Raw genomic sequence first — 12,393 nt, 5'->3', positions numbered from 1 at the left:
AAATTCAAAACACTTTATTGTTTTGGTATTTCAAATCTATATATGTCATCTGAATAATTGCCTATGAATTTTTTACATAATTCATGTACAAAAAATGCTGCTACAAATGGAATAATAAGATAACCAAAAATTAAAAGGATAATATTTATTACTGGATCACCATCCATCCGATTAAATGCGTTTATTGGCCCTACTAAACCTGTATAACCAAAACCAGCAGACATTGGTGTCCCTTGAATTCCTATGAAATAAGCAATTAACCCTCCTATGATACCATTAATAACTAAAGGCACCGCGATGATTAAATGTTTAAAGTATACTGGAATCATCATTTTAGCTGCACCAATAATTAATACAAGATTGACACCTGCACCATTCACTCGTATTGAACCGAATAAAAATGTTACACAAGCTGCTACAATACCCATATTAGCTGCACCACTTCCTAAACCAGACAAACCAATTGCAGTGGCAATTGCTACCACAGATATGGGTGTAACCATTAATAAAGAATATGTAACACAGATAAGGATAGACATCAACATAGGATTCAGTTCTGTAAAAGAACTCACTAAATGTCCAATTCCTTTCGTCACATTCGATACATACCCTAGTGTATAAATACCTATAATGCCACTTACAACCGGAATCACTACCGGTAAAATAATCATTTCAAGCGATCCTAATTTGTTTTGAAGTATTAAATATAAAAAACAGGCTACCATGACTACTAATATCGTATTTATAATATCTCCAATACCATTTAACATAAAACCGTTTGATGTTATTTTTACTGCCCCACTACCAAGCATTGCAGAAACGCCAACCATCGTTGCACCAGCACCACTAAATTTAAATTGATGCGCTGCTAATACTCCAATAATAAAAGCCATAAATGATTGAATTAATACAACCAATTGATACACTGATTCTAATAATTGATTATCTTCTTTGAAGAATTTTAATAACTCTCCTAACATTGCATTCGGTATTAATGCAATTACAACACCAGCACCCACAGCTTGAAGTATGTTGCTAAAAAATTGTTTACTACTATTATTTTTAGTTTTACTCTTAGACATTCATTTTCCTCCAAATAAAGCATTAGACTCATAATATTATACTTTCTTAAAAACCACAATATAAAGTTATAATGGTAAATATAATATCAATGATTTATATTCTTTTTTTAAATTTAAAACAAAACGTATATTTGACATAAAAAAAGAACCTCGTAGATACGAGGTTCAAAAACAAACAGAGTCTGTTTATTACTATAGTTATACCGGTGGTCGGGATCGAACCGACACTCCAAGAAGGAACGGGATTTTGAGTCCCGCGCGTCTGCCAATTCCGCCACACCGGCTCAATAAAAAATTGAGCGATCACTTATTTTACAAAAAGTAACCGTTTATGTTCGAAACAGCATAAATACATTATATAACTTAGAACTTTTGTCGTCAATAGATTTCTTAATAAAGAGCGTAATCACTAGCTTTTGAAAGAAAAACACCTTACTAAAAAAGTATAAATTGTCACTATTCATAATATCTTTGCCTTATAAATAAATTAAACTAATTACCACGTCTTAATTTAAATAAATTCATCATTTTTAATTAGAAGCAAATTATTAAGTACAGATCAAATTAACTATTTACTTAAAAATCAATCTAAAATTATTTCATTTTCCTTTTCACCAATCATTTGTGTTATTTGGTTAAATTCATTCATTACAGCTACTTTAGGTACGTGATTTATAAGCTCAGTTTCATTTAATTGAACATATGTCATAATAATCACAACATCGTCTACTTCTACTAACCTAGAAGCAGCTCCATTTAAGCATATCTTACCACTTCCACGTTCTCCTTCAATAACATAGGTTTCAAAACGTGTACCATTATTATTATTTACAATTGCCACTTTCTCATTGGGTAATATATCTACTGCTTCCAATATATCTTTATCAATCGTAATACTACCTACATAGTTTAAATTAGATTCTGTTACTCTTGCTCTGTGAATTTTTCCATTCATCATTGTACGTATCATAGAAATTATAGCTCCTATAGTTCAAATTTTTAATTATACATAAATCAAGTATTAATTATTACTTCATATAACATAACCATTTAATAATACCACATTGATTAAGACGTTAAAATAATATTTACCTCAATATAAATAAACAACAATCCAAAGTGATTATTAAATTTATATACTTAAAAAGTGTAAAAAAAAACTTCCTCAATGGAAGAATAAATGGAGCGGAAGATAGGACTTACACCTATACCTCATTCCGGGAAGGAATGTGTTCTAAAAGTTGAACTACTCCCGCAAAATAATATGGAGCGGAGGATAGGACTTACACCTACACCTCGTTCCGGGAAGGAACGTGTTCTAAGAGTTGAACTACCCCCGCATGGGATATAATAATTTAATATGGAGCGGAAGATAGGACTTACACCTATACCTCATTCCGGGAAGGAACGTGTTCTAAAAGTTGAACTACTCCCGCATATTGTTGAAGGCGGCAACCGGATTTGAACCGGTGATAAAGGTTTTGCAGACCTCTGCCTTACCACTTGGCTATGCCGCCAATAAAAAACTGGGCTAGCTGGATTCGAACCAGCGCGTGATGGAGTCAAAGTCCATTGCCTTACCGCTTGGCTATAGCCCAATAATACTAAGGGCGGATGATGGGAATCGAACCCACGAGTGTCGGAACCACAATCCGATGCGTTAACCACTTCGCCACAACCGCCATGGCAGGGGCAGTAGGAATCGAACCCACATCAAAGGTTTTGGAGACCTCTATTCTACCGTTGAAATATGCCCCTATTAAATTAAATAAATGGTGGAGGGGGGCAGATTCGAACTGCCGAACCCGAAGGAGCGGATTTACAGTCCGCCGCGTTTAGCCACTTCGCTACCCCTCCAAAAGATGGTGCCGGCCAGAGGACTTGAACCCCCAACCTACTGATTACAAGTCAGTTGCTCTACCAGTTGAGCTAGGCCGGCTTGCATTAAAAATGGTTCAGGACAGAATCGAACTGCCGACACATGGAGCTTCAATCCATTGCTCTACCAACTGAGCTACTGAACCATAATAAATGGCGGTCCCGATGGGATTCGAACCCACGATCTCCTGCGTGACAGGCAGGCGTGTTAACCGCTACACTACGGGACCTTTTAAAAATTGCGGGAGGCGGATTTGAACCACCGACCTTCGGGTTATGAGCCCGACGAGCTACCGAACTGCTCCATCCCGCGTTAATAATATAAATGGCGGAGGAAGAGGGATTCGAACCCCCGCGAGCCGTTAAGCTCCTGTCGGTTTTCAAGACCGATCCCTTCAGCCGGACTTGGGTATTCCTCCACAAATATTAGCTAAAAATAAATTATATTCAATTATTACAAAGATGGCGGAGGAAGAGGGATTCGAACCCCCGCGGGCCGTTAAGCCCCTGTCGGTTTTCAAGACCGATCCCTTCAGCCGGACTTGGGTATTCCTCCAAAATTATATGGACCTTGCAGGACTCGAACCTGCGACCGAACGGTTATGAGCCGTTAGCTCTAACCAACTGAGCTAAAGGTCCTAAATATAATTTACAACTAATAATTAGTGGCGGTGGAGGGGATCGAACCCCCGACCTCACGGGTATGAACCGTACGCTCTAGCCAGCTGAGCTACACCGCCGTTGTATTTTAGTTTGTATTAAATATGGTGGAGACTAGCGGGATCGAACCGCTGACCTCCTGCGTGCAAAGCAGGCGCTCTCCCATCTGAGCTAAGCCCCCATATATAAATTTTCAGGGAATCGGGAAGACAGGATTCGAACCTGCGACCCCTTGGTCCCAAACCAAGTGCTCTACCAAGCTGAGCTACTTCCCGTAAATTAGTGCGCCCAATAGGGGTCGAACCTATAACCTCTTGATTCGTAGTCAAGTACTCTATCCAGTTGAGCTATGGGCGCATAATTTTTATAGGATGATGCCGAGGACCGGAATCGAACCGGTACGATAATCACTTATCGCAGGATTTTAAGTCCTGTGCGTCTGCCAGTTCCGCCACCCCGGCAAAATAATGGAGCAGAAGACGGGATTCGAACCCGCGACCCCGACCTTGGCAAGGTCGTATTCTACCGCTGAACTACTTCTGCATATGCGGGTGAAGGGAGTCGAACCCCCACGCCGTAAGGCGCTAGATCCTAAGTCTAGTGCGTCTGCCAATTCCGCCACACCCGCGATATTAAAATGATAATGGTGAGCCATAGTGGGCTCGAACCACTGACCCTCTGATTAAAAGTCAGATGCTCTACCAACTGAGCTAATGGCTCATCAAAATGGTGCCGGCCAGAGGACTTGAACCCCCAACCTACTGATTACAAGTCAGTTGCTCTACCAGTTGAGCTAGGCCGGCTAAATTAAATAAATGGTGGAGGATGACGGGTTCGAACCGCCGACCCTCTGCTTGTAAGGCAGATGCTCTCCCAGCTGAGCTAATCCTCCATATAAATTGCCTGGCAACGTCCTACTCTTGCGGAACGTAAGTCCGACTACCATCGGCGCTAAGGAGCTTAACTTCTGTGTTCGGCATGGGAACAGGTGTGACCTCCTTGCCATTGTCACCAGACAATGAAATGTATGAAATTATACATTCAAAACTAGATAGTAAGTAAAATATGATTCAACCAAACAAAACATTTAAAATTTGATTAAGTCTTCGATCGATTAGTATTCGTCAGCTGCACATATCGCTATGCTTCCACCTCGAACCTATTAACCTCATCATCTTTGAGGGATCTTATAACCGAAGTTGGGAAATCTCATCTTGAGGGGGGCTTCATGCTTAGATGCTTTCAGCACTTATCCCGTCCATACATAGCTACCCAGCGATGCCGTTGGCACGACAACTGGTACACCAGAGGTATGTCCATCCCGGTCCTCTCGTACTAAGGACAGCTCCTCTCAAATTTCCTACGCCCACGACGGATAGGGACCGAACTGTCTCACGACGTTCTGAACCCAGCTCGCGTACCGCTTTAATGGGCGAACAGCCCAACCCTTGGGACCGACTACAGCCCCAGGATGCGATGAGCCGACATCGAGGTGCCAAACCTCCCCGTCGATGTGAACTCTTGGGGGAGATAAGCCTGTTATCCCCGGGGTAGCTTTTATCCGTTGAGCGATGGCCCTTCCATGCGGAACCACCGGATCACTAAGTCCGTCTTTCGACCCTGCTCGACTTGTAAGTCTCGCAGTCAAGCTTCCTTATGCCTTTACACTCTATGAATGATTTCCAACCATTCTGAGGAAACCTTTGAGCGCCTCCGTTACTCTTTAGGAGGCGACCGCCCCAGTCAAACTGCCCATCTGACACTGTCTCCCACCATGATAAATGGTGCGGGTTAGAAATCCAACACAGCGAGGGTAGTATCCCACCAACGCCTCCACGTAAGCTAGCGCTCACGTATCTCAGGCTCCTACCTATCCTGTACAAGCTGTGCCGAATTTCAATATCAGACTACAGTAAAGCTCCACGGGGTCTTTCCGTCCTGTCGCGGGTAACCTGCATCTTCACAGGTACTATGATTTCACCGAGTCTCTCGTTGAGACAGTGCCCAAATCGTTACGCCTTTCGTGCGGGTCGGAACTTACCCGACAAGGAATTTCGCTACCTTAGGACCGTTATAGTTACGGCCGCCGTTTACTGGGGCTTCGATTCGTAGCTTCGCAGAAGCTAACCACTCCTCTTAACCTTCCAGCACCGGGCAGGCGTCAGCCCCTATACATCACCTTACGGTTTAGCAGAGACCTGTGTTTTTGATAAACAGTCGCTTGGGCCTATTCACTGCGGCTCTCCTGGGCGTTAACCCTAAAGAGCACCCCTTCTCCCGAAGTTACGGGGTCATTTTGCCGAGTTCCTTAACGAGAGTTCGCTCGCTCACCTTAGAATTCTCATCTTGACTACCTGTGTCGGTTTGCGGTACGGGCACCACAATTCTAGCTAGAGGCTTTTCTTGGCAGTGTGAAATCAACGACTCGAGGAAACAATTTCCTCTCCCCATCACAGCTCAATCTTAAGAGTGCCGGATTTGCCTAACACTCAATCTCACTGCTTGGACGTACAATCCAATCGTACGCTTCGCCTATCCTACTGCGTCCCCCCATCGCTTAAAACGAATAATGGTGGTACAGGAATATCAACCTGTTATCCATCGCCTACGCCTATCGGCCTCAGCTTAGGACCCGACTAACCCAGAGCGGACGAGCCTTCCTCTGGAAACCTTAGTCAATCGGTGGACGGGATTCTCACCCGTCTTTCGCTACTCACACCGGCATTCTCACTTCTAAGCGCTCCACATGTCCTTGCGATCATGCTTCAACGCCCTTAGAACGCTCTCCTACCATTGTCCTTACGGACAATCCACAGCTTCGGTAATATGTTTAGCCCCGGTACATTTTCGGCGCAGTGTCACTCGACTAGTGAGCTATTACGCACTCTTTAAATGATGGCTGCTTCTAAGCCAACATCCTAGTTGTCTGGGCAACGCCACATCCTTTTCCACTTAACATATATTTTGGGACCTTAGCTGGTGGTCTGGGCTGTTTCCCTTTCGAACACGGACCTTATCACCCGCGTTCTGACTCCCAAGTTAAATTGATTGGCATTCGGAGTTTGTCTGAATTCGGTAACCCGATAAGGGCCCCTCGTCCAAACAGTGCTCTACCTCCAATAATCATCACTTGAGGCTAGCCCTAAAGCTATTTCGGAGAGAACCAGCTATCTCCAGGTTCGATTGGAATTTCTCCGCTACCCACAACTCATCCGCTCACTTTTCAACGTAAGTCGGTTCGGTCCTCCATTCAGTGTTACCTGAACTTCAACCTGGTCATGGGTAGATCACCTGGTTTCGGGTCTACGACCAAATACTCAACGCCCTATTCAGACTCGCTTTCGCTACGGCTCCACATTCACTGCTTAACCTTGCATCAAATCGTAACTCGCCGGTTCATTCTACAAAAGGCACGCCATCACCCATTAACGGGCTCTGACTACTTGTAAGCACACGGTTTCAAGTTCTATTTCACTCCCCTTCCGGGGTACTTTTCACCTTTCCCTCACGGTACTGGTTCACTATCGGTCACTAGAAAGTATTTAGCCTTGGGAGATGGTCCTCCCAGATTCCGACGGAATTTCTCGTGTTCCGTCGTACTCAGGATCCACTCAAGAGTGAACAAACTTTCGACTACAGGATTATTACCTTCTTTGATTCATCTTTCCAGATGATTCGTCTAGTCTGTTCTTTTGTAACTCCGTATAGAGTGTCCTACAACCCCAACAAGCAAGCTCGTTGGTTTGGGCTCTTCCCGTTTCGCTCGCCGCTACTCAGGGAATCGATTTTTCTTTCTCTTCCTGCGGGTACTAAGATGTTTCAGTTCTCCGCGTCTGCCTTCAGATATGCTATGTATTCACATATCGATAACACGACATAACTCGTGCTGGGTTTCCCCATTCGGAAATCTCTGGATCAAAGCTTACTTACAGCTCCCCAAAGCATATCGTCGTTAGTAACGTCCTTCGTCGGCTTCTAGTGCCAAGGCATCCACCGTGCGCCCTTAATAACTTAATCTTTTTTGACTTTCAACACGAACAAGTCGGTTGAAAACCCAAAATGTTATTAATCTGTGAGTGTTCTTTCGAACACTAGCGATTATTTCTTTTTGAATTCAAAGCTTGTTAAAAAACTCTAATTCACTCGGTTTTGCGTGGTAAAATCATAAATTTTACTTACTTATCTAGTTTTCAATGTACAAAATTTTTCATGGTGGAGACTAGCGGGATCGAACCGCTGACCTCCTGCGTGCAAAGCAGGCGCTCTCCCATCTGAGCTAAGCCCCCATAAAAACTTATTAAAATCAATGGTGGGCCTAAGTGGACTCGAACCACCGACCTCACGCTTATCAGGCGTGCGCTCTAACCAGCTGAGCTATAGGCCCATTCACGATGTGAATACTCCAATGAGCATTCAAAACTGAATACAATATGTCAATGTTATTCCTGCATCTTCGTAAGAAGATGTTCCGAATATATCCTTAGAAAGGAGGTGATCCAGCCGCACCTTCCGATACGGCTACCTTGTTACGACTTCACCCCAATCATTTGTCCCACCTTCGACGGCTAGCTCCATAAATGGTTACTCCACCGGCTTCGGGTGTTACAAACTCTCGTGGTGTGACGGGCGGTGTGTACAAGACCCGGGAACGTATTCACCGTAGCATGCTGATCTACGATTACTAGCGATTCCAGCTTCATGTAGTCGAGTTGCAGACTACAATCCGAACTGAGAACAACTTTATGGGATTTGCATGACCTCGCGGTTTAGCTGCCCTTTGTATTGTCCATTGTAGCACGTGTGTAGCCCAAATCATAAGGGGCATGATGATTTGACGTCATCCCCACCTTCCTCCGGTTTGTCACCGGCAGTCAACCTAGAGTGCCCAACTTAATGATGGCAACTAAGCTTAAGGGTTGCGCTCGTTGCGGGACTTAACCCAACATCTCACGACACGAGCTGACGACAACCATGCACCACCTGTCACTTTGTCCCCCGAAGGGGAAGGCTCTATCTCTAGAGTTTTCAAAGGATGTCAAGATTTGGTAAGGTTCTTCGCGTTGCTTCGAATTAAACCACATGCTCCACCGCTTGTGCGGGTCCCCGTCAATTCCTTTGAGTTTCAACCTTGCGGTCGTACTCCCCAGGCGGAGTGCTTAATGCGTTAGCTGCAGCACTAAGGGGCGGAAACCCCCTAACACTTAGCACTCATCGTTTACGGCGTGGACTACCAGGGTATCTAATCCTGTTTGATCCCCACGCTTTCGCACATCAGCGTCAGTTACAGACCAGAAAGTCGCCTTCGCCACTGGTGTTCCTCCATATCTCTGCGCATTTCACCGCTACACATGGAATTCCACTTTCCTCTTCTGCACTCAAGTTTCCCAGTTTCCAATGACCCTCCACGGTTGAGCCGTGGGCTTTCACATCAGACTTAAGAAACCGCCTACGCGCGCTTTACGCCCAATAATTCCGGATAACGCTTGCCACCTACGTATTACCGCGGCTGCTGGCACGTAGTTAGCCGTGGCTTTCTGATTAGGTACCGTCAAGACGTGCACAGTTACTTACACATTTGTTCTTCCCTAATAACAGAGTTTTACGAGCCGAAACCCTTCATCACTCACGCGGCGTTGCTCCGTCAGGCTTTCGCCCATTGCGGAAGATTCCCTACTGCTGCCTCCCGTAGGAGTCTGGACCGTGTCTCAGTTCCAGTGTGGCCGATCACCCTCTCAGGTCGGCTACGTATCGTCGCCTTGGTAAGCCGTTACCTTACCAACTAGCTAATACGGCGCGGGTCCATCTATAAGTGATAGCAAAACCATCTTTCACTTTAGAACCATGCGGTTCCAAATGTTATCCGGTATTAGCTCCGGTTTCCCGAAGTTATCCCAGTCTTATAGGTAGGTTACCCACGTGTTACTCACCCGTCCGCCGCTAACGTCAAAGGAGCAAGCTCCTTATCTGTTCGCTCGACTTGCATGTATTAGGCACGCCGCCAGCGTTCATCCTGAGCCAGGATCAAACTCTCCATAAATGAATTATGATGTTTGATTAGCTCATAAAATACTAATTTGTGTTATTTCTAACACTTGTTTTGAACCAACAATTTAATGTTGTGTTCGGAATTAACGTTGACATATTGCAATTCAGTTTTCAATGTTCAATAATGCGTTACAAGAATTTATTATAACATTAAGTTTTTGTTAAGTCAACAATAAATTTTTGTTATTTTTTATTAAGTTTGTTGCGTTTTTTAACTCAACATTTAATATTGTATTATCTTTCAACTATATTAACAAGTGTCAAATTTACACTTTTGATAATTTCTGTTGATTCGATTTATATTGCAGTGCGTCGTGTTTTGACGACTTTTATATAATATCAAGATTATTTATAACCGTCAATAAAAAATACAGATCTTTTTAGTTTAATTTTACTACGGATATTACCAAATATCGTTTAAATGTATTTAAATTTTATTTTGTGTAAATAGATTGTATAACCAATTTCACATTTTGATTACTTTATTACCTTTTCTTATTATCATTAAGTTAAATTCATATTAGTTAATGTTGAAAAATTAAATTCACCTTTTTAAAAATGCACTTTATTAAATCACTTACTTCTATAATAACTAAAAGTGAAAGAAGGGACTTACTATTCAGTAAGTCCCTTCTTCATGATTAAAATTGATTTTAAAAATAGCTTTGCTTAATTATTTCTCATCATCAAGTTTATTTATCTTGGCAATCTTTGCATAACCCATATATTTCCATACGGTGATGCGTTACATTAAAGTCTGTTACGTGTTGTGCTAACTGTTCCACTTCATCTAGTTGTGGATAATGGAAGTCAACGATTTTACCACATTGTTCACATATAACGTGATAGTGATTGTGTGTACTAAAATCAAAACGACTCGAAGAATCTCCATAAGGAAGTTCTTTAACGATACCAATATCTTTAAATACACGTAAATTATTATATATAGTAGCAACACTTATATTTGGAAAATCAGGTGAAAGTGCTTGATAAATTTCATCTGCTGTCGGATGAGTATGTGAAGCAATTAAAAATTTAAGAATTGCCTGTCTCTGTGGAGTGATTCTTACACCATTATTTCTCAATGAAGTAATCGAATCCTCTAATTGATGCTCTATCGTTTCCAACTCTGCACTCATTCCCCTCACCATCTTTCTATTTAAGAATTATTATTACTTAATATTAATATAACTGTTCACATGGGGAAATGTCAATAAACAAAGCTATAAACACATCAATAGCCATTCAAAGGATTTACGACATTCTCAATTAGTTCATTGTTATTGAGAATGGATTTTAAATTTTTCTCAAATATACCTGTCACTTCACTTTTATTTTCATTACCATTACCTGTAATATGCGCTGTAATCGTTACATTATTCAATTGATATAGCTCATTACTCGGTTGCAATGGTTCATTTTCAAATACATCTAAGTATGCATGTCTAATTAATTTTTCTTTTAAAGCTTCTATTAAAATTTCTTCTTTAACTACTGTGCCTCTGCCTACATTGATAAAAAGACAATTATGGTCCATACATTCAAAATGCTCTCTTTCAAGTAGATGAATTGTATCTTTGGTTTCTGGCAAAGTGTTTATTACAATATTCGCTTCCTGCAACGCTTCTTTCAATTCATTGATTGGATATATCTTACTAAACCCTTCAATAGTATGTCCAGTTGTATTAACACCCATCACTGTCATGCCCATAACATTTGCAATTCTCGCTGTTTGTTGAGCTATGCTTCCTGTTCCTATAAACAATATCTTTTCTCCACTTAATCTTGATCCAGTTAACGAAGAATCATAATATTTATTTTTTTGATTTATGTAGGAAGTTCTCATCTTTTTATAATCATCTAATATGTACGCAAATATAAACTCCGACATCTGTTTTGCATGTACACCTTTAGCGTTCGTTAGTTTAATATTATGCTTGCTTATGTATTCTAAAGGCAAGTTGTTTACACCTGTGGCATACCAAGCAATCCAATTTAAATTAGGACATTGTTTTAAAAACGATTCATCCAATTTACCATCATAACCAAATAATATTTCTAAAGTTTCTCTGTCCTTGTCATCTATATCTGAGAGACCATTGCTAAACACAAAGTCTACATTTGGAAAGCGTGCTTTCAATTCATTTTCTAAATCGCCCAATTTCATTAGACTGACTGCTTTCATTTATGCTCACCCCAAGATTTGTTTTAATTCATCTATTTGCGTTTTCACTTTAACTTTTTCAATTATATCAATAATTTGACCAGTTTCATCTATTACAAAGGTTGTTCTCACTATACCCATGGATTCTTTTCCAAATGATTTTTTCAGTTGATATACACCAACCGCTTCAGATAATTTATAATCTGTATCTACAAGTAAGTCAAAATTTAGATCTAATTTGTCACTAAAATTCTGATGTTTCTTTTTACTGTCACCACTAATGCCATAGACACTGGCATTAAGTTCATTAAATAAAGCGATATTATCTCTAAAATCGCACGCTTCTGTAGTACATGTTGGTGTATTATCTCTTGGATAAAAATACAGAACTGCCTTTTTACCTTTAATCGTCTCATTCGTGATTAGCTCACCATTTTGATTTTCTAATTCAAATAAAGGAAATTGATCTCCTTTTTTCAACATATAACTCACCCTATTTCTTTTTATGATTAATTTTATGATACGATAATAAGCGAAAATATTAAATTAAAAGAGGTTGATAAT

At 41.2% G+C, this 12,393-nt stretch carries 5 protein-coding genes, 28 tRNA genes and 3 rRNA genes; all 36 read right to left on the bottom strand.

What is annotated here, in order from left to right; translation table 11 throughout:
• Positions 1-14 precede the first annotated feature (14 nt).
• The 36 genes from ACM6UH_RS05960 to ACM6UH_RS05785 all read right to left on the bottom strand — a co-directional run bounded on the left by ACM6UH_RS05960 (position 15) and on the right by ACM6UH_RS05785 (position 12,312).
• The gene (locus ACM6UH_RS05960; RefSeq protein ID WP_011302800.1) at positions 15-1,082 is read right to left on the bottom strand and encodes a PTS transporter subunit IIC; all 1,068 of its coding nucleotides are present in this window, start codon (positions 1,080-1,082) and stop codon (positions 15-17) included.
• 201 nt (positions 1,083-1,283) lie between these two features.
• Positions 1,284-1,366 (bottom strand) — tRNA-Leu (locus ACM6UH_RS05955).
• Between the two features lie 299 nt (positions 1,367-1,665).
• Positions 1,666-2,052 (bottom strand): aspartate 1-decarboxylase, encoded by a 387-nt coding sequence (gene panD, locus ACM6UH_RS05950; protein WP_047502305.1) that lies wholly within the window; start codon positions 2,050-2,052, stop codon positions 1,666-1,668.
• Between the two features lie 211 nt (positions 2,053-2,263).
• Positions 2,264-2,338: transfer RNA gene (locus ACM6UH_RS05945), tRNA-Gly, on the bottom strand.
• Positions 2,339-2,347: 9 nt separating this feature from the next.
• Positions 2,348-2,422: transfer RNA gene (locus ACM6UH_RS05940), tRNA-Gly, on the bottom strand.
• Positions 2,423-2,443: 21 nt separating this feature from the next.
• A tRNA-Gly gene (locus ACM6UH_RS05935) sits at positions 2,444-2,518 on the bottom strand.
• A gap of 10 nt (positions 2,519-2,528) precedes the next feature.
• A tRNA-Cys gene (locus tag ACM6UH_RS05930) sits at positions 2,529-2,599 on the bottom strand.
• 9 nt (positions 2,600-2,608) lie between these two features.
• Positions 2,609-2,680: transfer RNA gene (locus tag ACM6UH_RS05925), tRNA-Gln, on the bottom strand.
• A gap of 11 nt (positions 2,681-2,691) precedes the next feature.
• Positions 2,692-2,764: transfer RNA gene (locus tag ACM6UH_RS05920), tRNA-His, on the bottom strand.
• 2 nt (positions 2,765-2,766) lie between these two features.
• A tRNA-Trp gene (locus ACM6UH_RS05915) sits at positions 2,767-2,840 on the bottom strand.
• 15 nt (positions 2,841-2,855) lie between these two features.
• Positions 2,856-2,939, bottom strand: a tRNA-Tyr gene (locus ACM6UH_RS05910).
• A 6-nt stretch (positions 2,940-2,945) separates the two neighbouring features.
• Positions 2,946-3,021, bottom strand: a tRNA-Thr gene (locus ACM6UH_RS05905).
• 12 nt (positions 3,022-3,033) lie between these two features.
• Positions 3,034-3,106, bottom strand: a tRNA-Phe gene (locus ACM6UH_RS05900).
• Between the two features lie 8 nt (positions 3,107-3,114).
• Positions 3,115-3,190: transfer RNA gene (locus tag ACM6UH_RS05895), tRNA-Asp, on the bottom strand.
• 9 nt (positions 3,191-3,199) lie between these two features.
• Positions 3,200-3,273 (bottom strand) — tRNA-Met (locus ACM6UH_RS05890).
• 13 nt (positions 3,274-3,286) lie between these two features.
• Positions 3,287-3,379 (bottom strand) — tRNA-Ser (locus ACM6UH_RS05885).
• Positions 3,380-3,423: 44 nt separating this feature from the next.
• Positions 3,424-3,516 (bottom strand) — tRNA-Ser (locus ACM6UH_RS05880).
• Positions 3,517-3,525: 9 nt separating this feature from the next.
• Positions 3,526-3,599: transfer RNA gene (locus ACM6UH_RS05875), tRNA-Ile, on the bottom strand.
• A gap of 27 nt (positions 3,600-3,626) precedes the next feature.
• Positions 3,627-3,700: transfer RNA gene (locus ACM6UH_RS05870), tRNA-Met, on the bottom strand.
• 25 nt (positions 3,701-3,725) lie between these two features.
• Positions 3,726-3,801, bottom strand: a tRNA-Ala gene (locus tag ACM6UH_RS05865).
• A gap of 20 nt (positions 3,802-3,821) precedes the next feature.
• A tRNA-Pro gene (locus ACM6UH_RS05860) sits at positions 3,822-3,895 on the bottom strand.
• 8 nt (positions 3,896-3,903) lie between these two features.
• Positions 3,904-3,977: transfer RNA gene (locus ACM6UH_RS05855), tRNA-Arg, on the bottom strand.
• A gap of 18 nt (positions 3,978-3,995) precedes the next feature.
• A tRNA-Leu gene (locus ACM6UH_RS05850) sits at positions 3,996-4,081 on the bottom strand.
• Positions 4,082-4,088: 7 nt separating this feature from the next.
• A tRNA-Gly gene (locus tag ACM6UH_RS05845) sits at positions 4,089-4,163 on the bottom strand.
• 3 nt (positions 4,164-4,166) lie between these two features.
• Positions 4,167-4,248 (bottom strand) — tRNA-Leu (locus ACM6UH_RS05840).
• Positions 4,249-4,264: 16 nt separating this feature from the next.
• A tRNA-Lys gene (locus ACM6UH_RS05835) sits at positions 4,265-4,340 on the bottom strand.
• 7 nt (positions 4,341-4,347) lie between these two features.
• A tRNA-Thr gene (locus ACM6UH_RS05830) sits at positions 4,348-4,423 on the bottom strand.
• A gap of 13 nt (positions 4,424-4,436) precedes the next feature.
• A tRNA-Val gene (locus ACM6UH_RS05825) sits at positions 4,437-4,512 on the bottom strand.
• Between the two features lie 9 nt (positions 4,513-4,521).
• Positions 4,522-4,636 (bottom strand): 5S ribosomal RNA (gene rrf / locus ACM6UH_RS05820).
• Positions 4,637-4,714: 78 nt separating this feature from the next.
• Positions 4,715-7,637, bottom strand: a 23S ribosomal RNA gene (locus ACM6UH_RS05815).
• A 193-nt stretch (positions 7,638-7,830) separates the two neighbouring features.
• Positions 7,831-7,906: transfer RNA gene (locus ACM6UH_RS05810), tRNA-Ala, on the bottom strand.
• Positions 7,907-7,927: 21 nt separating this feature from the next.
• Positions 7,928-8,004 (bottom strand) — tRNA-Ile (locus tag ACM6UH_RS05805).
• Between the two features lie 100 nt (positions 8,005-8,104).
• A 16S ribosomal RNA gene (locus ACM6UH_RS05800) occupies positions 8,105-9,657 on the bottom strand.
• Together the 16S, 23S and 5S rRNA genes with 27 tRNA genes alongside form the textbook arrangement of a ribosomal RNA operon.
• Positions 9,658-10,357: 700 nt before the next feature.
• On the bottom strand, positions 10,358-10,804 hold the full coding sequence (gene perR / locus ACM6UH_RS05795) for a peroxide-responsive transcriptional repressor PerR (RefSeq protein WP_002482869.1): 447 nt from the start codon (positions 10,802-10,804) through the stop codon (positions 10,358-10,360).
• Between the two features lie 95 nt (positions 10,805-10,899).
• Complete coding sequence (locus ACM6UH_RS05790; protein ID WP_011302797.1) at positions 10,900-11,850, bottom strand: phosphoglycerate dehydrogenase; 951 nt, start codon at positions 11,848-11,850, stop codon at positions 10,900-10,902.
• Between the two features lie 6 nt (positions 11,851-11,856).
• Positions 11,857-12,312, bottom strand: a complete 456-nt coding sequence (locus ACM6UH_RS05785) for a peroxiredoxin (RefSeq protein WP_011302796.1) — start codon at positions 12,310-12,312, stop codon at positions 11,857-11,859.
• Positions 12,313-12,393 lie beyond the last annotated feature (81 nt).

Origin of the sequence: Staphylococcus sp. LKG4-2, from assembly GCF_050955665.1 — a bacterium.
Taxonomy (GTDB): domain Bacteria; phylum Bacillota; class Bacilli; order Staphylococcales; family Staphylococcaceae; genus Staphylococcus; species Staphylococcus saprophyticus.
This window is presented reverse-complemented; position numbering and strand designations above follow the sequence as displayed.